At 70.7% G+C, this 24,756-nt stretch carries 15 protein-coding genes and 2 pseudogenes; 9 read left to right on the top strand and 8 right to left on the bottom strand.

Going from position 1 to position 24,756, the window contains the following annotated elements; translation table 11 throughout:
* Positions 1–30 precede the first annotated feature (30 nt).
* From ACQF4J_RS38895 to ACQF4J_RS38875, 5 genes and pseudogenes are all read left to right on the top strand, one after another.
* Entirely contained in the window at positions 31–630 is a 600-nt protein-coding gene (locus ACQF4J_RS38895) for an N-acetylmuramoyl-L-alanine amidase (RefSeq protein WP_351802632.1), read from the top strand.
* A 154-nt stretch (positions 631–784) separates the two neighbouring features.
* On the top strand, positions 785–2,050 hold the full coding sequence (locus ACQF4J_RS38890) for a GAF domain-containing protein (RefSeq protein WP_351802634.1): 1,266 nt from the start codon (positions 785–787) through the stop codon (positions 2,048–2,050).
* A gap of 148 nt (positions 2,051–2,198) precedes the next feature.
* Positions 2,199–3,722: an aldehyde dehydrogenase gene (gene adh, locus ACQF4J_RS38885; RefSeq protein ID WP_351802636.1), complete on the top strand. Its 1,524-nt coding sequence runs from the start codon at positions 2,199–2,201 to the stop codon at positions 3,720–3,722.
* A 225-nt stretch (positions 3,723–3,947) separates the two neighbouring features.
* A pseudogene (locus ACQF4J_RS38880) lies at positions 3,948–4,089 on the top strand (IS5/IS1182 family transposase); the annotation flags it as partial.
* Between the two features lie 352 nt (positions 4,090–4,441).
* The gene (locus ACQF4J_RS38875; protein WP_427167847.1) at positions 4,442–6,496 is read left to right on the top strand and encodes a S53 family peptidase; all 2,055 of its coding nucleotides are present in this window, start codon (positions 4,442–4,444) and stop codon (positions 6,494–6,496) included.
* A 216-nt stretch (positions 6,497–6,712) separates the two neighbouring features.
* On the opposite strand, the gene ACQF4J_RS38870 is transcribed toward ACQF4J_RS38875, so the two are convergent.
* Positions 6,713–7,549 carry a dienelactone hydrolase family protein gene (locus ACQF4J_RS38870; RefSeq protein WP_427168671.1) on the bottom strand — a complete coding sequence of 279 codons (837 nt, stop codon included), beginning with the start codon at positions 7,547–7,549 and terminating at the stop codon, positions 6,713–6,715.
* A gap of 49 nt (positions 7,550–7,598) precedes the next feature.
* On the bottom strand, positions 7,599–8,261 hold the full coding sequence (locus ACQF4J_RS38865; protein ID WP_351564976.1) for a Tat pathway signal sequence domain protein: 663 nt from the start codon (positions 8,259–8,261) through the stop codon (positions 7,599–7,601).
* Positions 8,262–8,984: 723 nt separating this feature from the next.
* Between ACQF4J_RS38865 and ACQF4J_RS38860 the strand changes: the two genes are divergently transcribed.
* Positions 8,985–9,341: a hypothetical protein gene (locus tag ACQF4J_RS38860; protein ID WP_427167846.1), complete on the top strand. Its 357-nt coding sequence runs from the start codon at positions 8,985–8,987 to the stop codon at positions 9,339–9,341.
* A 57-nt stretch (positions 9,342–9,398) separates the two neighbouring features.
* Here ACQF4J_RS38860 and ACQF4J_RS38855 read toward each other — a convergent pair whose 3' ends face one another.
* The 6 genes from ACQF4J_RS38855 to ACQF4J_RS38830 all read right to left on the bottom strand — a co-directional run bounded on the left by ACQF4J_RS38855 (position 9,399) and on the right by ACQF4J_RS38830 (position 20,766).
* Positions 9,399–10,640 carry a PucR family transcriptional regulator gene (locus ACQF4J_RS38855; RefSeq protein WP_427167845.1) on the bottom strand — a complete coding sequence of 414 codons (1,242 nt, stop codon included), beginning with the start codon at positions 10,638–10,640 and terminating at the stop codon, positions 9,399–9,401.
* Between the two features lie 160 nt (positions 10,641–10,800).
* The gene (locus tag ACQF4J_RS38850; RefSeq protein WP_351564967.1) at positions 10,801–11,808 is read right to left on the bottom strand and encodes an alpha/beta hydrolase; all 1,008 of its coding nucleotides are present in this window, start codon (positions 11,806–11,808) and stop codon (positions 10,801–10,803) included.
* A gap of 64 nt (positions 11,809–11,872) precedes the next feature.
* Positions 11,873–15,958 (bottom strand): beta-ketoacyl synthase N-terminal-like domain-containing protein, encoded by a 4,086-nt coding sequence (locus ACQF4J_RS38845; protein ID WP_427167844.1) that lies wholly within the window; start codon positions 15,956–15,958, stop codon positions 11,873–11,875.
* On the bottom strand, positions 15,955–17,784 hold the full coding sequence (locus ACQF4J_RS38840; RefSeq protein ID WP_427167843.1) for a fatty acyl-AMP ligase: 1,830 nt from the start codon (positions 17,782–17,784) through the stop codon (positions 15,955–15,957). The genes ACQF4J_RS38845 and ACQF4J_RS38840 overlap by 4 nt, the downstream gene beginning before the upstream one ends.
* A 68-nt stretch (positions 17,785–17,852) precedes the next feature.
* Positions 17,853–19,451, bottom strand: coding sequence for an acyl-CoA carboxylase subunit beta (locus tag ACQF4J_RS38835; protein ID WP_351802648.1), 1,599 nt, complete (start codon positions 19,449–19,451; stop codon positions 17,853–17,855).
* A gap of 613 nt (positions 19,452–20,064) precedes the next feature.
* Positions 20,065–20,766: a TetR/AcrR family transcriptional regulator gene (locus ACQF4J_RS38830; protein WP_351564957.1), complete on the bottom strand. Its 702-nt coding sequence runs from the start codon at positions 20,764–20,766 to the stop codon at positions 20,065–20,067.
* 72 nt (positions 20,767–20,838) lie between these two features.
* On the opposite strand from ACQF4J_RS38830, the gene ACQF4J_RS38825 reads away from it, so the two are divergent.
* The 3 genes and pseudogenes from ACQF4J_RS38825 to ACQF4J_RS38815 all read left to right on the top strand — a co-directional run bounded on the left by ACQF4J_RS38825 (position 20,839) and on the right by ACQF4J_RS38815 (position 24,756).
* Positions 20,839–21,957: an FAD-dependent oxidoreductase gene (locus ACQF4J_RS38825; RefSeq protein WP_427167842.1), complete on the top strand. Its 1,119-nt coding sequence runs from the start codon at positions 20,839–20,841 to the stop codon at positions 21,955–21,957.
* 128 nt (positions 21,958–22,085) lie between these two features.
* On the top strand, positions 22,086–23,153 hold the full coding sequence (locus ACQF4J_RS38820; RefSeq protein ID WP_427167841.1) for a LacI family DNA-binding transcriptional regulator: 1,068 nt from the start codon (positions 22,086–22,088) through the stop codon (positions 23,151–23,153).
* 251 nt (positions 23,154–23,404) lie between these two features.
* A pseudogene (locus ACQF4J_RS38815) lies at positions 23,405–24,756 on the top strand (ABC transporter substrate-binding protein).

The raw sequence follows: 24,756 nt of genomic DNA, 5'->3' as shown, positions 1-24,756 counted from the left end.
CCACCCCCCACACACGAAAGGTACGGCTCGATGGAGCGAGCAAGACCCGGTACCTCCAGAAGACGGTTCCTCAAGGGGGCCGCGCTGGCCGCCGTCCCGTACGTCCTGCTGCCCGACGCGCGGGCCGACGCCGGGGTCCAGGCCGTCGACTACCCGTCCGCGGAGTGGCAGCCCGCGACGACCTCCAACTACACGGCGTCCAGCCGGCCCATGTCCTATCCGCTCGACTACGTGGTCATCCACGTCACCCAGGAGACGTACGCGGACACCCTCGCCATCTTCCAGAACCCCAAGAAGGCGGTGTCGGCGCACTACCTGGTGCGCTCGGCCGACGGGCATGTGGCGCAGTGCGTCCGGGAGAAGGACATCGCCTGGCACGCCGGGAACTGGGACTACAACACGCGCAGCATCGGCATCGAGCACGAGGGCTGGGTGGACCGGCCCGCCTACTTCACCGACGCCCTGTACGAGCAGTCGGCCAAGCTGACGGCGGCGGTCTGCGACAACTACGGCATTGCGAAGGACCGGGCGCACATCATCGGCCACTACGAGGTGCCGGGCACGGACCACACCGATCCCGGACCCGACTGGGACTGGACTCGCTTTATAAGGATGGTCAACTTCGCGTGAGGCGAGGGGGCCGGCGCCTCGTCCGGTGGCCGGTGGGGTTCGCTCGGCGCAAGCGGGCCGGCGCCCCGTCCGAGTGACGTGGTCCAAACGGTTGTCGGGGCGCGTACCCGGAGTGACGATGTCCTCAGCCGCATCGTTTTCCGGGGAGGCCGAGTTGACCGATCCGTGGGTGGCCCTGGAGCCGGGGGCCGACCTCGCCGAGCGCACACGGCTGCTGCGTCGTGCGCACGAGACGTTCACCGAGGCGGGCACCGTGACCCGCCCGGTGCGTTCGGTGGTCGCCGAGTCGTGGCGGCGTTCGGCGCGGGCCGGCGTGGGGCCCGACGGACTGGCGGACGTGGACCTGATGGACGACGACCTCGGCGCCTACCGGGCCGAGCATCCGCTGGCGCGGGTCATGCCGCTGTTCCGGGAACTGATGGGGACGTTCGCCGCCGACGGCGAGCATCTGCTGGCGGTGTGCGACGCGCACGGCAGGCTGCTGTGGGTCGAGGGGCATCCCACGACCCGGCGGCACGCGGGACGGATGAACTTCGTACCGGGTGCGCGGTGGGCGGAGACCGCGATGGGGACGAACGCCCCGGGTACCGCGGTCGCGGTGGACCGGCCGGTGCAGGTGTTCGCGGCCGAGCACTTCATCCGGCGGGTGCAGCCCTGGACCTGCGCGGCGGCCCCGGTGCACGATCCGCGGACCGGACGGGTGCTCGGCGCCGTGGACATCACCGGCGGCGACGGGCTGGCGCATCCGCACAGCCTGGGTTTCGTGCAGGCGGTGGCCCGGGCCGCCGAGTCGCAGCTGGCGCTGCTCGTGCCGGAGCGGCCCGGCACCGACACGCCCGAACTGACCGTGCTGGGACGGGACGAGGCCCAGCTGCGCGTCGACGGACGCCGGATCCGGCTCAGCCGCCGGCACAGCGAGATCCTCGTGCTCCTGGCGCGGCGCCCGGAGGGGCTGACCGGCGACGAGCTGTTGTGCGCGCTGTACGAGGACGAGTCGGTGACGCCGGTGACGTTGCGTGCCGAACTGGCCCGGCTGCGCAGGATGCTGGGCCCGGGGCTGCTGGCCTCGCGGCCCTACCGACTGACGGTGCCGGTGGAGTGCGACGTCGCCGTGGTCGAGCGGCGACTGGAGACGGGGGCGGTCACGGCGGCCGCGAGGGCGTACGCGGGACCGCTGCTGCCCGGTTCGTACGCTCCGGCGGTGGTGCGGCTCAGGCACCGCATCGCCGACGGCCTGCGCACGGCGCTGATCGCCCGCCGTGACCCGGACCTCCTCGCGGACTGGGCGCACGCGCCCTGGGGCGAGGACGACCTCGACGTGTGGCGGGCGCTCGCCGCGGTCCGCCCGACACCGGCGGTACGGTCGCGCCTCACGGCACTGGAGGCGGAACTGTCGGCACCCACGGCGCGCCCGCGCTGACCGACCAGGCCCTGCTCCCCCGGTCCTGCCACCGCCCCGCGGTCGGCCGGCCGACCGGGCGGGCGGCAACGTGGTTGCAACGTGCCCGTCCCTAGCCTCCGCAGGAAAGCTGCCCAACGGCGGGCAGCGCTTCTGAAGGAGCACCGGCATGACCCGTTACGCGGCGCCCGGCACCGAGGGCGCGATCGTCTCCTACCAGGCGCGCTACGACCACTTCATCGGCGGTGAGTACGTGCCGCCGGCCCGGGGGCAGTACTTCGAGAACTCGTCCCCGGTGAACGGGCAGCCGTTCACCGAGATCGCGCGCGGCACCGCGGAGGACGTGGAACGGGCGCTCGACGCGGCACACGCGGCGGCTCCGGCGTGGGGACGCACGTCGATGACCGAGCGCTCCGACGTGCTGCTGAAGATCGCCGACCGCATGGAGGCCAACCTCGAGAAGCTGGCGGTCGCCGAGAGCTGGGAGAACGGCAAGCCGATCCGGGAGACGCTGGCCGCCGACATCCCGCTCGCCATCGACCACTTCCGCTACTTCGCGGGCGCGATCCGGGCGCAGGAGGGTTCGCTCGGCGAGGTCGACGAGGACACGGTGGCGTACCACTTCCACGAGCCGCTCGGCGTGGTCGCGCAGATCATCCCGTGGAACTTCCCGATCCTGATGGCGACCTGGAAGCTGGCGCCGGCACTGGCCGCGGGCAACGCGGTCGTGCTGAAGCCGGCCGAGCAGACCCCGGCGTCCATCCACTACTGGCTGAGCCTGGTCGCCGATCTGCTCCCGCCGGGTGTTCTCAACATCGTCAACGGCTTCGGCGTGGAGGCGGGCAAGCCGCTGGCGTCCAGCCCGCGGGTGGCGAAAGTGGCGTTCACCGGGGAGACCACGACGGGCCGGCTGATCATGCAGTACGCGTCGGAGAACATCACCCCGGTGACCCTCGAACTCGGCGGCAAGTCCCCGAACATCTTCTTCGAGGACGTCACTGCGGTCGACGACGTGTTCCGGGACAAGGCGCTCGAGGGCTTCACGATGTTCGCGCTCAACCAGGGCGAGGTGTGCACCTGTCCGTCCCGGGCGCTGGTGCAGCGCGGCCACTACGCCGAGTTCATGGAGGCGGCGGTCGCCCGGACCGAGCAGATCAAGACGGGCCACCCGCTGGACACGGACACGATGATCGGCGCGCAGGCCTCCAACGACCAGTTGGAGAAGATCCTCTCCTACCTGGACATCGGCCGGCAGGAGGGCGCGAAGGTTCTCACCGGTGGCGAACGCATCGAGTACGACGGCGAGTTGAAGGGCGGTTACTACGTCCAGCCGACGATCTTCGAGGGCGACAACCGGATGCGGATCTTCCAGGAGGAGATCTTCGGGCCGGTCGTCTCCGTGACGTCGTTCGACGACTTCGACGACGCCATCAAGATCGCCAACGACACGCTGTACGGGCTCGGCGCGGGCGTGTGGACGCGTGACATCAACACGGCGTACCGGGCGGGCCGTGCGATCCAGGCCGGCCGCGTCTGGACGAACTGCTACCACGCCTACCCGGCGCACGCGGCGTTCGGCGGCTACAAGGGTTCGGGCATCGGCCGCGAGACGCACAAGATGATGCTGGAGCACTACCAGCAGACGAAGAACCTCCTGGTGTCGTACTCGCCGAAGAAGCTGGGCTTCTTCTAGACACCAAAGAAAGGGCGCCTGACCTGGGAAGAAGCCCGTCAGGCGCCCTTCGTGACGCAAGCAAAGCGGTGAGGCGATATACCCCCTTACAGCAGATTTCTCCCCCTTGCGGGTTGTGGGAGATTGCGAAGCCGTTGATCCCGCCATCGCGGGTGCGACCACAGGGCGGCGGAACGCAGGACACACCTGATGCACCGACTCGACGACGCCGGACTCGTTGACGTCATGATCGAGCGCACGATGTCGTGGCTGTCCGGCTACCGCAGACTCAGCCCCCCTACGAGCGCCATCCCGCAACTACCTGGCATTTCTCGGGCTCGCCGCAGCACTCTGCTGCTACAGACGACTCGTCCGCCTCACCACGTAGGACACGGTCTTTAGCTGTCGCGCCAGTTGGGGGTGGTCTCGTGGGTGAGGCGGCGGGTGATCCGAAAGTCAGAACTGCTCACCCAGCGACGGCTGTTCACCTGGGATTCCTGTCGGGAGCCTTACTTTTTCTACATATTGCGAGCCAGGAGCGCTCAATCCTCCGACTATTCAGACGTTGACGGGTCCGGATATTCATCGGGAGCGGTGTCGGCGCCAGAGCACCGTGCACTGAGACGCTGCTGCACCCGCCGCGGCGCGAGGAGGACAGCGGCCGCCGCGGTGTCATCGACCCCTGATGCCAAGGGCGCCGCCTGGGTAAACCCGGGCACACCCCGGGGGAAGGGATCCAGTTGCTCACCGAGTCCCAGAACAGCCGGATACACCGGACGACTTCAGCCAGCCGCCCTCGCGGCGCGCGGACCGCGGCCACGCTGCTGACCGCCGCGCTCGTCAGCGCCTTTCTCGTAGCGAGTCCCGCCGCCGCCTCGGCCACGGCCGCGGTCGCGCACACGCACCCCGCCTGGGCCACCGCCACGGCCGACCATGGCGCGGCAGCCGCCTCCACCACGTTGACCCCCACGGTCTTCTATGCCGGGCAGGACCTCGCCGGCATGACCGCCTACGCGCAAGCTGTCTCCACGCCGACCAGCCCCCTCTACCGCCACTACCTCACCCCCGCCGAGTACCACACGCGCTTCGGCGCCACCGCCGCGCAGGTCAAGGCGGTGCGCTCCTGGCTCACCGGAGCCGGTCTGAAGATCACCTCGTCGAACGCGGCCGGTGTCACCGTGACCGGCACCGCCCCGGCCATCCAGAAGGCCTTCGGCGTCACCCTGCACAATTACGAGGTCAGAGGTGAGACCTACGTCGCGCCCGCGGCCGACGCTCAAGTGCCCACCGCGGTCGCCGGGGACGTGGGCACCATCACGGGCCTGACGACGATGCCGGTCGTGGCGCGGTCGGCGGGCCTGGTCGGCCAGGTCACCACGAGCATCGCCAAGGGCGTGACAGGGGCCAAGGCCACTGTGTCCAAGGGTTCGAACGGTGCCGCCTTCCTCGGCCCGGCCCGCTGCTCCTCCTACTACGGGCAGGTCAAGGACGTCACCGACCCGCCGTTCAACGGCAAGCACAACCCGTACGTCCTGTGCGGATACGTACCCTCCCAGCTGCGCGGCGCGTACGGCGTCACCCGGTCCGGGCTCACCGGCAAGGGCGCGACGGTGGCGGTCGTCGGCGTCTACGGCTCGTCCACGATGCTCGCCGACGCGAACCGGCACGCCGAGAACCACGGCGACAAGCCGTTCAGGGACGGCCAGTACACCGAGACGGTCACCCCGGAGCAGTGGACCGATCTGAGCCGCTGCGGCGGGGTCGAGAGCTGGGCGGACGAGGAAACCCTGGACGTCGAAGCCGTGCAGGCTATGGCGCCGGACGCGAACGTCCACTACTACGGCGCCAACACCTGCAGGGACACGGGCTTCTTCCAGGTCTTCGAGACGATCAACGAAACCCACGGCGCCGACATCGTCTCCAACTCGTGGGAAGGATTGATCTACAGGACCACCGGCGACGTGGACCAGCCGGCGATCGCCGAGTACAACCGGCTCTTCGCGCAGGGAGCCATCGAGGGGATCAGCTACCAGTTCGGCTCGGGCAACTGCGGCGCCGCGGACCCCGCCACCCTGTGCGGCCTGGTGTCCGAGTCGTCGACCCCGCAGGCCGGCTTCCCGTCCTCCAGTCCGTGGGTCACCGCCGTCGGCGGCACCAGCCTGGCGATCGGCGCACACGACCAGGCGCTGTGGAGCACCGCGTGGGGCAACGACGCGTGGGTCCTGCAGGACGATGCCTGGGTGTCCGGCGGATGGCTGTTCGGCGGCGGTGGCGGCACCAGCGCCGCGTTCGGCCGGCCCTACTACCAGAAGGGTGTGGTCCCGGACGACCTCGCGACAACGCTGCCGAACGGCACGAAGGTCGCCCGCCCGATGCGGGTCGCCCCGGACGTGTCGATGCCCGCCGACCCCTTCACCGCCTTCATGGCCGGCAAGACCCTGACCCTGTCCGACGGCAGCACCGAGTACGTCGAGACCGACATCGGCGGCACCAGCCTCGCCTGCCCGCTCTTCGCCGGCCTGCAGGCCGACGCCATCCAGGCGCAGGGCGGAGAGGGCATCGGCTGGGCGAACCCCGCCCTCTACGCGCGGGCCGGCAGCCCCGCCTTCACCGACCTGACCGCCAAGGGGGCCGGCGCCCGCGCGGCCGCCGTCCTTCCGGCGACCCAGAACATTCCGACCATCACCGTGACCTTCGGCGACGACCGGCTGCTGAAGGCGGGCCGCGGTTACGACGACGCCACCGGTCTCGGCACCCCCTCGCCGTACTACCTCTGGTCGTACCGCATCCCGTAGCAAGCAGCACCGAGCACATGCAGTAACGCGAAGCGGCAGGCATTCCGGGAGACCGGGGCCTGCCGCTTCCGCTTTGTGTCAGGATTCCGTATTTCTCAGTCCGGTGCGGTTGACGTACGGAAGCTCTCGAGGTGTTCCGGCCACCACCGGAATGGGGCGCGGCAGGCACGGACCGTCGTTGTGGGACGGTCCGTGCCCGCCGCGCTCCCGATCAGGTCACAGGGGGCAAGTGCCCTCGAAGGCGACGGTGTTGGGGTCGTTCGGGATCGGGCAGAGGAACTGGTCGTAGCGGGTGTCGTTGTCGACGAAGCGTTTGAGCCAGGAGATGCTGTACTTGGCGACCGTGGTGTTGGGGCTCGCGAAGGTGAAGTGATCGGCGCCCTTGAGTTCCACGAAAGCCTTGTCGTGGGCGTTGGTCAGCGCATCGTAGGCGGGCCGGGTGAAGGTGGAGACGGGGGCGACCGTGTCGCCATCGGCTCCGAAGATCATGGTGGGCACGCTGATCTGGTCGCCGGGGTTTGTGATGTCCCAGGGGGCCAGAGGGATCGCCGCCTTGAGCGACGGGTTGGCCGCCGCACTCTCCAGAGTGCCGCCACCGCCCATCGACCACCCCATCAGGGCCAGCCTGTTGGGATCGATCCTGCTTTTGACCGGGCTTTTCGTGGTCAGGTAGTTGAGCGCGGCGAGCTGCTGCCTGCTGCGGTCGGACGGGAAGTCCCACAACGCGTTGCTGTCCATGGTCATCACCACGAAGCCCTGGGAGGCCAGCCGTGGCCCGTACCAGGCGATCTGGCCTTGTACGGCGAAGAAGCCCGGCATGATGACGACGGCACCGAAGGTGCCCTGGCTCGTGTCGGTCGGGTAGTAGATGGTGCCGTCGTTGAAACCGGGGCCACTTCCGGCAGGCACGGCGACGGAGGAGACGGCGAACGGGCCAGTGACGGCGGTTACGCTCGACTCGGTGGGGTCCGGGCCTCGCTGGTAGGGGTTACCGGAGGCCGCGTGGACAGGGGCGGCGAGCGCGATCGAGGTCACGACCGCAAGGAACGCCATGAGCGCTCGGGGGCGGAGCAGTTTCACGGGAGTCCTCTCGGGCGTGCTGTCAGTTGGTGTAGACGGCCGGGGCACCGGCGACACTGCTGTCGACCACGGGCGCGTAGCTGGCTGAGAAGTAGCCGTTGCCCGCGCACAGCAGCGAGCCGGAGACCTTCCTGAAGACCTGGTTGGTGAAGGTCAGGCCGCTGTCACCGTTGGAGCTCGTCGCGGAGAGGCTGGGCGCCTGGTAGACGCAGGTGGCGGAGCCCAGCAGGGTGGAGAGCACCACCGTGGTCTGGATGCTGCCACCCGGGGCCGGGGTCACCGTGACCGTGCCGTCGGAGGCGGCGGACGTGGCGTAGGGCAGGGCGTTGACGGTGATGCTGCGCACCCCGGTGACGCCGAAGATGTTGCTGGTGCAGCCGCTGAAGGTCTGGGAGGTCGCGGACTCGGTGGCGACGCCCGGGGCCGCGGGGTTCGACGACACCGTGGCGGAGAGCGTCGATCCCGTGCAGGCGATGCGGGAGGCGCCGTCGCTGGTGGTGGCGAGAGTGGCTGTGGTGCCGCTCGCCAGCGAGGCGGTGAGTACGTCGCCGACGGAGACCGCGTTTCCGGCGGCGCTGCCATGGGTGAGCACGGCGCTGTCCGCCGAGGCGGCAGCGGCCGGGAGAACGGCCAGGGCCGTCAGGGCGGCCGTGGCGGCGAGGGCGGGGACTGTGAACCTGGGCATGCGGGGTCCTCTGCTGTGCGTGCAGGTGGCGAAGGCGGGTTCGCCGGCCCCGACTCGGGGTGAACGCGGTGACCCGGGCAAGGCGGTTCCCGGACTGCGGGAACTGCTGGTCCGATGTGCCTCCCTGGCCCGAGGCCAGAGGGAGTGCTCACTTGCTGGTGGTCTTGCGCGTGCGTGACGCCGTCGACTCCGGCGGCTCTACGGCCGCAGGTCCGCGCAAGTTGAAAACCTGTGAGAGTTGTAAACCTGATGGGTTTTCAAGTCAATACATTGCACATGAGTTCGCAATGAAAGAGGACGAGCCATGGCCGCAGGGACGTCGACGCCACGTCAGCTGGTGCTGCCCGGTACCCGGACCGGACGCGACCCCGAGCGCTCGCTGCGACGAGGCTGACGCCGAACCTCACCCGAGGCGGTCACCGCCAACCAGCGCGACAGACTGCTCGACGGCTTTGTGCACACCGTCGCCGAGGTCGGCTACGCCAGTACTCGCATCAGCGACGTCTGCCTGGCCGCGGGCGTGACCGACCGGTCTTCTGCGAGATCTTCGACGGCAAGCAGGACGCCTTCCCCGCCGCTCACCGGTACGGCACCTCCCTGGTCCTCGACGCCATGGAGCACGCCCACCCAGCGGCCTCAGACTGGCCAGGCCGGGTACGGGCCGGACTCGGGGCACTGCTGGGCATCCTGGCCGAAGCTCCCGCGTTCGCGACGATGGCCATCGTGGAGATCGACGCTGTAGGGCCCGCGGGCCGAGACGCGCGCGAGGCTCTGTTGGCATGTTTCCGGGACTTCTTCATAGACCTGCCCGATGGCGAACTCCCCTTCCCTGTAGACGAGTTGATCGACACCGTGGTCGGCGGCGTGTGCTCCGCGACCTACCGGCGGATCGCCGCCGGCAGGACCGCCGACCTGCCAAGCCTGCTTCCAGGTCTGACGTTTTCCGTTCTGGCTCCCTTCCTCGGCCCGGAACTCGCCGCGGCCGGCCTCGGCGAACCGGCGTCCTCCTCTCGCCCCCACCCGGGGTGTCCGGCCCCGTCACCGGAGACCGGAGACCGCGAACGTTCGACGAGGCGGTGAGCACCTCTTCGCGGGAGGACGCCCGCCTGAGATCTGTAACAGGCTGTGGCGCGACACTCAGGTGCCCGTCGAGCGCAGGGGGGACGCCGGGGGCCGTACGCACTCCGGCGCCGGCCGGGAATGCTCACGGTCAGGGCCCGACCGGCCCCGTTCACGGGACGGGCCGAAGACCACGTTCGCCCGCAGGGCCATCTCCAACTCGAAACGGGCGTCCGCATCCCGCAGCGCCTCACCGAACAATTTCTCCAACTGCCTCATCCGGTATCGCACAGTCTGCGGATGGACATGCAGCCGCGCGGCGGTCACCCCCACGCTGCTCTCGCTCTGTAACCAGGCCAGCAACGTCTCCACCAGCCGGTCACGCTGCGGTGCGGGAATTCCGGCCAGCGGTGCCAGAGCCCGGGACGACAGTGCCCGGATCAGCGGCTCGTCCGCGTAAAGGACCAGCGTCGAGAGGTGGTCGGCGCACCGGAGCACGCCATCACCGGGCAGGATTCCACGACGCATCAGCGACAGAGCCCGTGCCGCACAGCGCAGCGAGCCGGCGATCTGGGACAGCGGGACGGTCGGCCCGACCGCGGTGGGCCGACCGCGCAGCACGGGTGCGAGAGCGTGTCTTCGTGGCCCGCCGAGCCTGTCCGGGTCCGGGATGACCAGACGTGCGGGGCGTGCACTCATGTCGGCCAGCACTCCGACGGGCAGCAGCCGTTCGTCGTCCTCCTCCATTCCGTCCACAGCCAGGACCGCGACACGCCTCGGCATGGCCCAACGTGCGGCGCGGGCAAGTTCCTCGACCGCTTCGGCGGAGGCCGGCGAATCGGCGAACAGCAGGTCCATCAGGCGTTTGCGGCGGCGCTGCAACTCGCCGGTGCTGTGCAGCAGGGCCTCACCGTGGCCTTCGGTGGCCGCCTGCATGATCTCGTGCATATGGGCGAAGGCCGCCTCCGCCAGCGCGGCCACCTCGCCGGAGTCCAGCCCGAGTTCGTCGGCGGCCTTCGTCAGGCGCCGCCAGGCGGCCCGCCCGCCGAGCCGGAGCGCGGCCTGCAGCACTTCCAGGCCACGACCTTCACCGGCTTCGCCTCGTCCGATCTCCTGGTAGGTGCGAGCGACACGCTCCTGATCCTGGTCGACGTCGGCGATGCGGTCCACGAAAAGCGTCAGAGCCCGTCTGACTCCGGCTCTGATGGTTCGCACATACGCGTCGTCGGCGGGCCGCGCGTATTCGGGTACCTGAAGCTGTACCTCGCGTTCGATTTCCTGGGTGATCTCGTCGAGATGCGGACGCAGAAAGTCCGCCAATCTCTGAGGGACGACAGCGAAGGGATCCATCGTGTCTGCTCCTACCGCTCGGTCAAGGCGGCACAACCGAAGACGATATCCCCCGCGGGACCCCGCCGAACTGTTCTGCAAGTGATAATGCAGGCTGGGAAGTTGTCCGTTCATGACAAACACCCACGGATCAGGCCGGCACACCGAGCGCCGCGGCGAGCAGCGGCCAGGAGGTGACGAACTCCCGCTTCCAGTCGCTCCATTGGTGACCGCCGCCCTGATAGAGGTGCTGGGTGACCGGGACGCCCAGGCGGCCGAGTTCGTTGACGAAGCTCTGGGTGGAGGGTGCCACGAGGCTCTCCAGGACTCCGGGCAGAGCGCCGTTGAAGTCGAAGTTGCCGTTGATGAGCTGGATAATCGCGAGGATGATGGCGACGGGGTTGTTGAGGCTGCCGCTTCCCACGGAGACGTAGAGCGCGGTGCCCCGCAGGGCGCTCGCCCGGGCCAGGGGGTTGAAGTCCTGCCACGTGGCCAAGTCGCGGGTCGGATCGCCCCACATCGTCATGGGGTCGAGGTTCTCGCGCGCCACGATCGCCTCGATGATCGACGGCATCCTCGTCACCATGGTGTCGGGAATACCGCTGTACGACGCGGCGGCCACGAACGCTCCCGGATGGCGGGCGGCGTGCGCCATCGCCCCGTACCCTCCCGTCGACACCCCGGCGACGGCCCGGACGCCCGAGGCCCGGTAGTTGGCGCTCAGCACCGCCGGAACCTCCTGGAGCTGGAAGGTCTCGTAGTCGGGGCCGGTCCGCCAGTGCGTGGGGATGGCGGTGGGACCTCCGTCGGGCATGGCGACGATGAGGTTCCGGTTCGCCGTGAACGCCTCGATGTCGGTCTCCCTGGTCCACGAGGTGTAGTCGTCGTGCGCGCCGTGCAGGAGGTAGAGCACCGGCCAGGTCCGGCCCGGCTGGTCGGCGTAGGAGGTCGGCAGGATGATCCGCACGGGCGCGGTGCGGCCCAGCGCGGCGGAGGGAACGCCGAGGTCGTAGGTGCGGGCGTCCAGTTGAGTGACGGTGACGCCGGCGGCCGAAGCCTTCCAGGCCCCGGCCAGCACACCCGCGACTCCGAGGGCGGCGGCCTTGGCGACGGTACGGCGGGACGGACCGCGGTGGTGAGCGGACGGGCGGTCGGACATGGCGGGCGGCTCCTTGCGGGGGTCGGGAGGAGACGAGTACGGACGTTCCGGCGCCGGCCGATCCTCAGACCGGCTCCTGGCCGAGTACTCGGTTCAAGTGATCGGCGATGGTCTGGGCGTGCGGCGGGTCGAGCAGCGACAGGTGGTGTCCCGGAATGCGCACGACCTCCAGGTCCGGGCACAGTTCCGCCCAGCCGAGGTCGTCGTCCGCGCGCTCGTAGGCCGGGTCGCGCACCGTGTGCGGGGCGCGCTCGGTGGCCCGGTAGAGGATCACCCGGCCGTCGTAGGGACGAGGCGTGTGCGCCTCACCGGCCCTCAGGTCCAGGTACGAGTCACGCTGGTGCCGCAGCGCGGCGGGTGGGACGGTCGCGACCGCGCTCAGCGCCTCCAGCACCCGTTCGATGCGGCCCCGGTCGTCGAGCCCGGCTAGTTCCTCGTACGGCAGATCCAGCGACGCACCGTAGGTACGGGCGACGTACGCGGTGAATCCCTCGAAGTGCTCGCGTGCCACTTCCCAGGTGGTCCGCCCGGACGGCCGGGGCAGCGGACATACGGCGTCGATGAGCACGACCGCGTCGGGCGGTGCGAACTCGGCGGCCAGCAGCCGGGCGGCCTCCTGGGCCACGAACCCGCCGAACGACCAGCCGCCGATCCGGTAACGGCCGTCGGGCCACGCCTCGCGGATCACCTCCGAGCACACCCGCGCCTTCGACGCGACCGTCTCCGCCTCCTCCACCCGGTCCAGCCCGTACACCGGCTGCCCCGGAGCCAGGAGCCCGGCCAGCGACCGGTAGACGTCGGGAGTGCCACCGGCCGCATGGACCAGGATCAGTGGCGGGCGGTCGCCGACCGTTTGGAGCGCGCGGAGTGGGTACGGCAGAGGTCGGCGGACCGGGCGGGGAGCGGCCGTAGGGTCCGCAAGGCGTGTCCCCCGGTCGTCGTGCGGAGCCAGAGTGATCATGTCCGCGGCGGCCTGTACGGTACCGGCCCGCAGGAGGTCGCCCAGCGCCAGCGGTACGCCGAACTCGCGGACGGCGGCCTCGCGCAGCCGGACGGCCATGAGCGAGTCCAGGCCGAGTGCGGTGAGCGGGACGTCGGGGCTGATGTGCTCGGGGCGATGGCCGGTGATGGAGGCGAGTTGGCGGATCAGCCGCGCGGTGATCGTGCCTTTTCCGGCATCCGGATCCGGCGGAGGAGGCACGCTGGCCGGCGCCGGGACAGGTGCGGCGGGCGGTCCGCCGGCCGGGCTGCTGCGTTCGGCCGTCCACCAGTGGCGGGTGTGGCGCCAGGCCGGGAGGGGGACGTCGACGACCTCGCCGCCCGGGTGGAGCAGGCGGGCCGGGAGGGGATGGCCCGCGGTGTGCAGGGCGGCCAGTTGGCCGCGGAAGGTGAGGGCGGGGTCGTCGTCTCTGCGCAGTGTGGGCAGGTGGAGGGCGTCGGGCAGGTTCTCGGCGAGCGCGTGCAGGAGCAGCGGGTGCGGCGAGATCTCGACGAAGGCGGTGTGGCCGTCCGCCGCCGCGGCGGCCAGCGCGCCGGCCAGCCGGACCGGAGAGCGGAGATTGGCCGCCCAGTACGCGGCGTCGAAGTCGCAGGGACCGGTGGGGTCGTCGTGGACGGTCGAGTAGACGCGTACGGCGGTGCCGGAGCGGCCCCGGACGTCGCCGAGACGGGCGACCAGTTCGGGTATGAGCGGCTCGACCTGGGGCGAGTGCCCGGCTCCCTCGACCAGCATGGTGCGGGCGGTGCGCCCCTCGGCCGTGAGGTGCTCGACGAGCCGGGCGACGGCCGGTGCCTGACCGGTCACCGTCTTCTGCCCGGGTGAGGTGTGCACGGCGAGGTGGACACCCGGAAACCGCGGTGCGATGTCGTCGAGTTCCGCGTCGGTGAGGTCCACCACCGCCATCGCCCCGCCACGCAGGGTGGTGAGCAGCTGGGACCGCACGGCGATGACACGGGCACCGTCGGCGGGGTCGAGCGCCCCGGCGACGACCGCCGCCGTGACCTCTCCCATCGAATGCCCGACGACCGCGGCGGGTTCGACGCCGTAGAACCGCCAGAGTTCGGCCAGCGCCAGCTGAGTGCCGTACAGGAGGGGCTGTGCGATCTCCACACGTCGTAGGTCGTCCGGTGTGCAGCCGTCGAGCAGTTCGTGCAGGGCGATGCCGCACTCGGCCGCGAGCACCGGAGCGAGCTTTTCCACGGCCGCGGCGAACGCCGGTTCACAGACGAGCAGTCGGCGCCCCATGTCGGCCCACTGGGAGCCGTAGCCGGAGAAGACCCAGACCGGGCCGGGCCCGAGCCGGTCCCGGTCGCCGGTACTGACCCGCGGATGGGGGCGGCCGGCGGCCAGCGAACGCAGTGCGTCAGCCAGTTCCGCGCGGTCGTGCGCGACGACGGCCGCTCGGGCGGGACCTCGGCCGGTGCGCCCGGCGAGGGTCCGTCCGATGTCCCGGAGCGACACGGCGCTCCCGCCAGGCGTGTCGAGCCAGTCGGCGAGCCGGGCGGCGGTGTCCCGGACCCGGGCCGAGTCCGCGTCGCTGAGCTGGAACAGACCGGCGCTCTCCGGGGCGGGCGGGTCGGATGCCGCAGGTGTCGGGGGCTGCCAGTCCTCCAGTACGCCGTGCGCGTTGGTGCCGCTGAAGCCGAAGGCGGAGACTCCGGCGGTCGCGGTCCCGCTGTAGCGGGGCCAGGGCTCGGGTTCGACGACCACGCGCAGCCGTTCGTCGTCCAGGGCCGGCGTGTCGCAGTGCAGCGAGCCGGGGATGACGCCGTGGTGGAGGGCGAGGACGGTCTTGACGAGTCCCGCCACCCCGGCGGCGGCCTCCAGGTGGCCGAGGTTGCCCTTGACCGAGCCGAGCAGCAGTGGCTGGTCCGAGTGGCGTGCGCGGCCCAGGACTTCGGACAGTGCTCCTGCCTCGATGGGGTCGCCGAGCGGCGTGCCGGTGCCGTGCGCTTCGACGTAGTCGACGGTCGCGGGGTCACGGTCCGCACTTGCGTAGGCGGTCTCCAGGAGGGCGCGCTGCGCCGCCGGGCTGGGCGCGGTCAGGCCGTTGGAGCGGCCGTCGGAGTTGACGGTGGTGGCGGTGATGAGGGCGAGGATCCGGTCGCCCTCGCGCAGTGCGTCGCTCAGACGTCTGAGGACCACGACGGCACAGCCCTCGGCACGGCCGATGCCGTCGGCCGACCGGGAGAACGGCTTGCACCGGCCGTCGGGCGCGAGAGCCCCGGAGCGGTCGAAGGCGGCGGTGACGGCGGGTGTCAGAAGCACGTTGACGCCGCCGGCGAGCGCCGTGTCGCAGTCACCGCCGCGCAGGGCGGTGCAGGCCTGATGGACGGCGACGAGGGAGGAGGAACAGGCCGTGTCGACGGCCACGCTCGGGCCGCGCAGATCGTAGACGTAGCTGAGCCTGCCTGCGGCGACCGAGGAAGCGGCGCCGGTGGTCGCCCAGGCCTCGACGGTCTCGGGGTCGGCGCTCGTGAGCCGACCGTAGTCCTGGGTCGAGATGCCCACGAAGACCCCCGTGGCGGTGCCCGCCAGTCGGGCGGCGGGGACGGCGGCGTGGTCGAGGGCCTCCTGCGTCACCTCCAGGAGCATGCGCTGCTGAGGGTCCATCGCGTCGGCCTCACGCGGGGAGACCCTGAAGAAGGAGGAGTCGAATCCGGTCAGGGTGGCGTCGTCGAGATAGCCGCCCCATGGGTTGGTGTCCGACGGCACCACGGAGACGAAGTCACGCCGACGTCCTGGGGACACCTGGGTGACGGCGTCGGTGCCCTCGACGAGAAGCCGCCAGTAGTCACCAGGTCCGCGCACGCCTCCGGGCAGCCGGCAGCCGACTCCGACCACGGCGATCGGCTCGTCGGCGAATGCCCCGCGGGACACGTGCACGGCCTGCGGGTCGGGCGCCGCGCCGCCCAGGAGGGTGACCAGCGCGTCGACGGTAGGCGCTTCCCACAGCAGGGTCGCGGGCAGCTCACGGCCGACCGCGTGGGCCAGTTCTCCGGTGATGGCGACCGCATCGCGCGAGGAAAGTCCGAGCTCCGCCAACGGCCGGTCCCCGGTGACGTCCTCCTCCGGCAGCCCCGCCCAGGAAGCGATCCGTTCGACGACCAACCGCCTCAGACCGATCGGTCCGTCCGCTGTCGCGCTCATGACGTGCCCCGTTCCGGATGCTCGTAGGAACCGTCGAGATAGCGGGCGCGGGTCAGGGTGCGGGAGATCTTGCCGCTGGAGGTGCGCGGCACACTGCCGGGCCGGACCAGCAGCACGTCGGCCAGCCGCAGGCCGTGCCGGGCGGAGACGGCCGCGCGTACGGCGGCAGCGACCTCTTGGGGACTGCGGGCCGGGGCGGGCAGGCCACGGACGTGTTCGGCGACGATCACCGCGGACTCCGTGGCGATCGCGGCACGGGTCTCGGTGTCGACAGCGGGGTCCCGGCCGGCGGGGAGTTGTCCGGCCGGGACGGCGAAGGCCGCGAGACGGTCGGGGCGTATCGCCCGGTGGGCCGCTTGCGCGGTGCCTTCGACGTCCTGCGGATAGTGGTTGCGCCCGTCCACGATGATCAGGTCCTTGAGGCGGCCGGTGACCAGGAGCTGCCCGTCGAGCACCGTGCCGAGATCACCTGTCCGCAGCCAGTGGCCGGGTTCGTGTGCCAAGCGGGCCTGGAAGGTCTCACGGGTTTGCGGGCCGCGACCCTGGTAGCCGCGCCCGATGTTGGGTCCCTGGACCCAGACCTCGCCGACCACCCCCGGCGGCAGGACGGCGGTGGTGACGGGGTCGACGATGCGAATCGTCTGCCCGACAGGTTCGCCGCAGGCGGCGAGCAGGACCGCGGCCGGATCATCCGGGGCGACGGGAACGGCGCTGCCGGCCGCCAGGGCCTCGCGGTCCAGGGAGTACCGGCGCAACGGCTGTCCCGGCCGATGGGCACTGACGAAGACGGTGGCCTCGGCGAGCCCGTAGGACGGGGAATGCACCTCTGCCGGCAGTCCCTGGTCGGCGAAGGCCGCGTGGAAGCGGTCGGCGGTTTCGGGCCGCACAGGTTCGCTGCCGTTGACGAGCACGGCGACCCGGACCAGCCGGAGGCCGGCCTTGTCCTCGTCGGAGATGACGGTCGCGCAGTAGTCGTACGCGAAGTTCGGCGCGGCGCTGAGAGCGTTCGGGAACTCGGACAGCAGGCGCAGCCAGCGTGCGGGCCGCCGCAGGAAGGCCAGCGGGTCCATGACGACGGACCGCAGTCCACGGACGACGGGGGCGGCGACGCTGAGCACCAGCCCCATGTCGTGGTAGAGCGGTAGCCAGCCGACCATGGTGGGCGGCCGCTCGTCTGCGCCGTACGCGGTGAGCGCCTGGCGGGCGTTGGCGACGACGTTCGCGTGCGAGATCTCGACGCCGGTCGGTGTGCGGGTGGAGCCGGAGCTGTACTGCAGGTAGGCGGTCGCCTGCCCGTCCGGAGCGGGGACACGTCGGCCATCGGCCTGGTCGTCGGGAACGAGGTCGGTGACGATCAGCCGGGACCGCAGACCATGTGCGGCGAGGAAGGCGCTCACCGTGTCGGCACCGGCGCTGGTGGTGAGCACGGCGACGGGCCGTGCGTCGGTGAGGATCCCGGCCAGGCGGTCGGCGTGACCCGGCAGGTCGGGGGTGAACAGGGGGACGGCGACGGCGCCGGAGGTGAGCGCGGCGAGGAAACCGACGATGTATTCGAGGCCTTGGCCGCAGAGCAGGGCGACGCGTTCGCCGGGAGCCACGGTTTCCCTCAGCCGGGAGGCGACCGCGCGCGTGCGTATGTCGACGCGGTGCCAGGTGAGCGTGCGGTGCCTGGCCCGGAGACCGGGCGCCGGGTGCTCGGCGAAGGTGAACGCGGGACGGCCCGGGGTGTGACGGGCCCAGTGGGCAAGGTGAGCGGAGAGACTGCTCGGGTCGTCCGGCGCTGTGCCTGATGCGTCGGAGGTGTGCGGCAAGGCGTGCGAGGGCATGGGAGTACTCCTCACGTCACTGGTCGTCTCACGGACCGGGGACTGCGATCACGGCTTCGCTGCAGCACTCACAGCGGAATGTTGCCGTGCCGCCGGTCAGGGACGGTGGCACGTTTGGTGCGCAGCACACGCAGGGCGCGAGCGATGTGCGAGCGGGTGCTGCGGGGCTCGATGACCGCGTCTATGTAGCCGCGCGCGGCGGCCGCGTAGGGGGTGCCGCAGACGGCTTCGTACTGCTCCACCAACTTCGCCCTCAGATCCGCCGCCGACCGCTCGCCGACCGCCGCGGCTGCGGCGAGCTCACGGCGGTGCAGCACGCCGACCGCCCCCTGAGCGCCCATCACGGCGATCCTGGCGGTGGGCCAGGCGAGATTGACGTCGGCGCCCAGGTGCTTGGAGCCCATGACGGCGTAACCGCCGCCGTAGGCCTTGCGGACCACTACGGTGATCTTCGGCACGGTGGCTTCGGCATAGGCGTAGAGCAGTTTGGCGCCGCGCCGAATGATCCCGGCCTGTTCCTGGTGGGTGCCCGAAAGGTAGCCGGGGACATCGGCAAAGGTCAGCAGCGGTACGCCGAACGCGTCGCAGAAGCGGACGAACCGGGCAGCCTTCTCGGAGGCGTCGATGTCGAGCACACCGGCGCTGTGCAACGGCTGGTTCGCGACGACGCCGACGGAGCGGCCCTCGACCCGGGCCAGGGCGCAGAGGATGTTGGGTGCGAACAGCTCGTGCACTTCGAGCAGTTCACCGTCGTCGACGACCGAGACGAGGATCTCTCGCATGTCGTACGCCGCCTCGGGCCGATCGGGGACGATGGCGTCCAGGCGCGGATCGTCGAAGGAGGCGGCCGGCGCGAAAGCGTACTCGGGGCAGCCGGAGCGGTTGTTCGCGGGAAGGTAGGAGAGCAGGACCCGGACCAGGTCGAGGGCATCGTCCTCGTCCTCGGCGAGGAAATGGGCGTTTCCGTTGACGGAGTTGCTGGCGCGGGCTCCGCCGAGTTCCTCGGCCGTCGTCCGTTCCCCGGTGGCCGACTCGATGACGTCAGGGCCGGTGACGAACATGTGCGAGGTGCCGTCGACCATGACGGTGAAGTCGGTGAGGGCGGGCGAGTAGGCGGCGCCGCCCGCACACGGGCCCATGATCACGGAGATCTGCGGGATGACGCCGGAGGCATGGACGTTGCGACAGGCCAGTTCGGCGTAGAGGGCCAGGGCGGCCACGCCCTCCTGGATGCGTGCACCGCCGGAGTCGTTGAGACCGATGACCGGGCACCCGGTCTCCATCGCCAGGTCCATCGTCCTGACGACCTTCTCCCCGAACGCCTCGCCCATACTGCCTCCGTGGACGGTGGCGTCCTGCGCGAAGACGCACACCTGGCGTCCGTCGACCGTGCCGAAGCCGGTGATCACGCCGTCGCCGTAGGCCGTGTCGCCGCTGCCGTTCCGGCCGCACACCAGTGCGCCGGTCTCGACGAAGGAATCCGCATCCAGCAACCGAGTCAGGCGTTCGCGAGCGGTGAGGCGGCCGCGCGCGGCCTGCCGGGCCACGGCCTGTGCCGATCCGCCGGCCAGGGCCCGTCGCTGTCGAGCAGCGAGGTCCGTGATCCGTTGCGCCGTCGTACCCACAGCAAGAGCGGGCGATTCCCGGGTCTCCGCGATCGAGGTCACAGCCACCTCCTTCGGCGCTTGTGAGCGTGGCAGTTGCGCAAGCGGCGGTCCTCTTTCTCGCACCGAATGTGAAGTTATTGAGCGATCTGCGGCGCGCGTTCATAGACGGACTACAAGCCGACACGACCGAACGTCGGCCCCCACTCATCGCTGTGCCGACGCCCACCGGGTCTCGTTGGCTTGTTGCCCACGTGGTCGCGGGCGGCGGGGTGCCTGTTCTTCGAGCCGAGTGGTCTGCGTACCGCTCGCGGTCGAGCTGGTCCTCCGCCATACGGTGCATGATCAGTCAGACGGCGCTGTCGAGCGGCGGCGTCAGCGGCGGCAGTGCCACGGGCGGCGCGCTCGGGAGCGCAGGTACGCCCACGTCATCCAAGGCGCTTTTACGCAGGCCGGGGCGGTGCTGGTGGCAGGTTTTCCTCGACGCCCGCCGAACGGCCACGCACCGATCTTCACGCCCACAGGGTGGGGCTGCCAAGCCCCCGGATTACCGAGACAGCGCCTGGCAGACGGTGGTGTCGTACTCGCCGAAGAAGCTCGGCTTCTTCTAGAGGCACACGCAAGGCGCCTGACCTGGCTGATCACAGATCACCGATCAGCGATCCCCGATCACCGATCACCGATCGCCAAGGTCAGGCGTCTGCAGCTTGGCGGCGACGGCGTCGAGGACCCAGTCCAGGCCGGTCGTGAAGGTGGTCTCGGCGTCCACGTCGGTGCCGTCGTGCACGGCCCTGCTCAGCGCCGGGAAGCGGCCCGTGGCCAGCATTCTCGTCACATGGGGGCCGAAGGCGCGCTGCCATTCGCGCTTCGACAGGCCCGTGGCCCGCTCGGCACGTACGCCCGCGATCTCGCGTCTGATCGCGCCCGTGAAGTAGGCACTGACGGTCTCCACCGCGCGCATCACCGTGTCGATGTCGGCGAGGCCGTCCAGGGCGGCCAGCGTGGCCTCGGTCACGGCGAGGCCGTTCGGGCCCAGGCTCGGGCGGCCGCCGAGCAGGTCGGCCAGCCATTCGTGCCGGAGGGCGGCCCGCCTGGTGCGGTGGGCGAGCGTGCTCAGCGCCTCCCGCCAGTCACCGGGCGGTTCCTCGGGGAGGATCTCGGCCTGGACCTCGTCCACCATCAGGTCGAACAGCTCCTGCTTGGTGGAGATGTAGCCGTACAGGCGCATCGGTCCGGCGTTGAGCCGGGCGGCGACCTTGCGCAACGACACCGCCTCCAGGCCGCCCTCGTCGGCCAGCGCGACGGCGGCGGCGACGATCCGCTCCCGGTCGAGCGGCGCGGGGCGAGCCGGCGGCTCGGGCCGGTCCCACACAGTCATGATCACACCGTTCCGTTGCTTGCGGTGCAGTTGCTTGCGGTGCATCGTAAGCGAGAAATACAGTGTATCGATATGAGACATCGTATCGCCGTGGTCGGAAGCGGCCCCGCCGGACTCACCTTCGCCCGTGTCATGCACCGCCACGGCCACCACGCCACCGTCTTCGAACGCGACCCCTCCCCCGACGCCCGCCCTCCGGGCGGCACCCTGGACCTGCACGAAGGGCTGGGCCAGCTCGCGATCGACAAGGCGGGACTGCTGACGGAGTTCCAGGCGCTGTCCCGTCCCGAAGGGCAGGCCATGCGCATCCTGGACACGGACGGGACGGTCCTGCGCGACTGGCGACCGCGTCCCGACGAGCGGGCCAATCCCGAGATCGACCGCGGGCAACTCCGTGACCTGCTGCTCGGCCCTCTCGACGTCCAGTGGGGGCGGGGCGTGGCGCGGGTGACGCCAGGCGCCGCGGACGGTGCGCTGGTCCATTTCACCGACGGGCGGCAGGAGATGTTCGATCTCGTCGTCGGCGCGGACGGCGCCTGGTCCCGGGTCCGGCCCGCCGTGTCGCCGGTGCAGCCGCACTACACCGGCGTCACCTCGGTGGAGACCTCGCTGGACGACGTCGACACCCGTCACCCCGACCTCGCCCGGCTCGTCGGCGACGGCTCCGTGGCCGTGTACGGCGTCAACCGGAAGCTCGTCGCCCAGCGCAACAGCGGCGGCTACGTCAAGGTGTACGCCCAGTTCCGCGCACCGCTGGACTGGCACGCGGGCCTGGACCCGGCCGACGTCGAGGCGGTGCGATCGAGCCTGCTGGCGCTGTTCGACGGCTGGGCCGCTCCCGTTCTCGAACTCCTGCGCCACGGCGCCGCTTTCACCCACCGCCCCCTGTACGTCCTGCCGGTCTCCCACACCTGGGCCCATGCCTCGGGGGTGACGCTCCTGGGGGACGCCGCGCATCTGATGCCTCCGTTGGGGGCGGGCGCGAACCTCGCGATGCTGGAGGGCGCCGAACTCGCCGAGGGCATCGCCACGGGTTCCGGAGATCTGGACGAGACCGTCCGCGCCTTCGAGGAACGGATGTGGGCCCGGGCCGAGAGGTGGGCGAAGATCACGACGGCCGGCCTGGAGCGCCTGGTGAGCGCGAACCCCGCGGAAGCCCTCGCCCTCTTCGAAGAGGTCCAGCCTTCCTGAGGGCCCTCAGACTCCTCCGTGTGTCAGAACCCTTGACGTCACGACTCTGACTGCGTAGACATGACTGCGCAGTCAGACGGCGGTGTCTGACATCATTGGGGCCGATCGTGCGGTCACCGGGAGGCACCATGACGCGAGGCACAGGACGGAGCGGCGGCTCCGGCGCGCCGAACAGCGTGGACGTGGCACGTCTCGCCGGTGTCTCCCAGAAGACGGTGTCGCGCGTCTTCAACGAAGAGCCCTATGTCTCCGCCGAGGTGCGCCGCCGCGTCCTCGAAGCGGCGGAGCAGCTCGGTTACCGGCGCAACAACGCCGCCCGGGCACTGGCCTCCGGGCGTACCCGCTCGATCGGTGTCATCACGCTGGGCACGGCCCTGTACGGGCCCGCCTCCCTGCTGATGGGCGTCGAGCGGGTCGTCCGCGACACGGGTTACGCCCTGCGTGTGGTCAACACGATGGAGGGTGACCCGGCGGGCCTCGCCGGTGCCGTCGACTCACTCCTCGACCAGGGCGTGGACGGCATCGTCATCTCCGAACCGATCGACGAGCAGCAGGGCGACGACGGCGCCCCCCTGCACATCGGCGTGCCGGTCCTCGTCATCGGCGCACCGCCACCGCCCCTGACCGCGCCCGCGGTGCTGACCGCGGGCGCGGGCGCCGATCTCATGGCCCACGCCGCCACCGAACACCTGCTGGCGCTCGGGCATGTGACGGTGCATCATCTGGCCGGTCCACAGCGGTGGTACGCCGCCCGGGACCGTCTGGAGGGGTGGCGGACGGCGTTGACGGCCCACGGCAGGGACCTGCCCGAGCCCGTCGAGGGCGACTGGTCGGCCGCGTCCGGTTACGCGGCGGGCCGCGAGTTCGCCCGGGATCCGGGCGTCAGGGCGGTCTTCAGCGCCAACGACGACATGGCGATCGGCCTGATCCGCGCGCTGAGAGAGGCCGGACGGCGGGTGCCGGAGGACGTCAGCGTCGCCGGTTTCGACGACATCCCGGTCGCCGCCTATGTGACACCTCCCCTGACCACGGTGCGGCAACCCTTCGACGCCGTCGCACAGGAGGGGCTCAAGCGTCTGGTGCACGCCATCGAGAACCCGGAGGCCGACCCGCTGTCGTCGGACGGCCCGCCGATCGACCTGATCGTCCGCGAATCGACCGCGCCGCCGAACGGAGGTTCCGCAACCCGCCGCTGATCAGCACCGGTCAGCCGCCGCGGCACACACCGGGGCGACGCGCCCAGCCCGTCCCGCCCCTCTCACCCGCACCCGAGCCGTGACGTCCGCCCCGTAGCCCGGCGGCCCCTTCACCAGCACACTCTCGGAGCAGGCGTCGCTCCACTTCTCAGGCGCCCCTCTCCTCCCCTGCACACGCACGCCCTCGCCAGGCGTGCCTCCACCCTTGCCACCGGCGGGAGTTCACCATGCCCACATCCAGCCCTTCGCCCATGAGCCGCCGGCTCTTTCTGTCCACCACGGGAGCCCTGTCGCTCGGCGCCGCCCTCACCGCGTGCGGCGGCGGTGACTCGGGCGGCTCGTCCGGCTCCGCCAAGCCCGTCGGCCAGGCCGACATCGACAAGGCCATGAAGACGCCGACCGAGCTGACGTTCTGGACCTGGGTCCCGAACATCGCCAAGGAGGTGGCGCTCTTCGAGCAGAAGTACCCGGCCGTCAAGGTCAAGATCGTCAACGCGGGCCAGGGCACCCCGCAGTACACCAAACTGCGCACCGCGCTCAAGGCCGGCAGCGGCGCACCCGACATGGTGCAGATCGAGTACCAGGCCATCCCGACCTTCACCATCACGAACAGCCTGCTGGATCTGCGGCCGTACGGCGCGAGCGCGCTCAAGTCGAGGTTCGTGGACTGGACATGGGGTCAGGTCAGCGGCCCCGACGGCGAGGTCTGGGCGGTGCCCCAGGACACCGGGCCCATGGGCATGCTGTACCGCAAGGACATCTTCGACCGGCACGGCATCCAGGTACCCAAGACCTGGGACGAGTTCGCGCAGGCGGCCCGCAAGCTCCACAAGGCCGACCCCGGCGTGTACCTCACCAACCTCGCGGCCAACCAAGTGGCAGCCTGGCACGGCCTGTTGTGGCAGGCGGGCGCAAAGCCGTACGTCACCTCGGGCAAGAGCGACATCACCATCAGCGTCGACGACGCGGTCTCCAAGACGGCGCCTACTGGGGCGGACTGGCCAAGGAGGGCGTCATCGGTGTCGAGCCGGACTTCACCGACTCCTGGTACGCCGCCCTCAACAAGGGGAAGTACGCCACCTGGCTCACCGCGGCCTGGGGGCCGGTCTTCCTCTCGGGCTCCGCGAAGGCCACCGCCGGCAAGTGGCGGGCGGCCCCGCTGCCGCAGTGGGACGCCGCCAAGCCCGCCTCGGGCAACTGGGGCGGCTCGACCACCGCGGTCATCCGCTCCACCAAGAACCCGATCGCGGCAGCGGTGTTCGCCCAGTTCCTCAACAGCGACCCGGCCAGCGCGAAGATGTTCGCCACCGAGCAGTTCTTCTTCCCCGCCACCAAGTCCCTGCTCACGGACGCGAGTTTCACCGGCGACACCCCCTCCTTCTACGGCGGCCAGCGGGTCAACCAGGTGTTCGCGGAGGTCGGCGACACGGTCAACTCCTCCTTCCAGTGGCCGCCGTTCCTCGACCAGGCGGCCACCGACTGGACCGAGACGGTGGGCAAGTCGCTGGCCGACAGGTCGGACACCGTCACCGCGCTCGGCACCTGGGAACAGCGGCTGACCACGTACGCCAAGAAGCAGGGCTTCACCGTCAAGGGGAGCTGA

Source organism: Streptomyces sp. C1-1 (assembly GCF_050214755.1).
Taxonomy (GTDB): domain Bacteria; phylum Actinomycetota; class Actinomycetes; order Streptomycetales; family Streptomycetaceae; genus Streptomyces.
This window is presented reverse-complemented; position numbering and strand designations above follow the sequence as displayed.

Excerpts from the sequence above, each read along its gene's own strand:
- ACQF4J_RS38895 (WP_351802632.1), top strand. The coding sequence starts at position 31 with ATGGAGCGAGCAAGACCCGGTACCTCCAGAAGACGGTTCCTCAAGGGG.
- adh (WP_351802636.1), top strand. The coding sequence starts at position 2,199 with ATGACCCGTTACGCGGCGCCCGGCACCGAGGGCGCGATCGTCTCCTAC.
- ACQF4J_RS38870 (WP_427168671.1), bottom strand. The coding sequence starts at position 7,549 with ATGGCGTTCCTTGCGGTCGTGACCTCGATCGCGCTCGCCGCCCCTGTC.
- ACQF4J_RS38865 (WP_351564976.1), bottom strand. The coding sequence starts at position 8,261 with ATGCCCAGGTTCACAGTCCCCGCCCTCGCCGCCACGGCCGCCCTGACG.
- ACQF4J_RS38850 (WP_351564967.1), bottom strand. The coding sequence starts at position 11,808 with ATGTCCGACCGCCCGTCCGCTCACCACCGCGGTCCGTCCCGCCGTACC.
- ACQF4J_RS38845 (WP_427167844.1), bottom strand. The coding sequence starts at position 15,958 with ATGAGCGCGACAGCGGACGGACCGATCGGTCTGAGGCGGTTGGTCGTC.
- ACQF4J_RS38840 (WP_427167843.1), bottom strand. The coding sequence starts at position 17,784 with ATGCCCTCGCACGCCTTGCCGCACACCTCCGACGCATCAGGCACAGCG.
- ACQF4J_RS38830 (WP_351564957.1), bottom strand. The coding sequence starts at position 20,766 with ATGACTGTGTGGGACCGGCCCGAGCCGCCGGCTCGCCCCGCGCCGCTC.
- ACQF4J_RS38825 (WP_427167842.1), top strand. The coding sequence starts at position 20,839 with ATGAGACATCGTATCGCCGTGGTCGGAAGCGGCCCCGCCGGACTCACC.
- ACQF4J_RS38820 (WP_427167841.1), top strand. The coding sequence starts at position 22,086 with ATGACGCGAGGCACAGGACGGAGCGGCGGCTCCGGCGCGCCGAACAGC.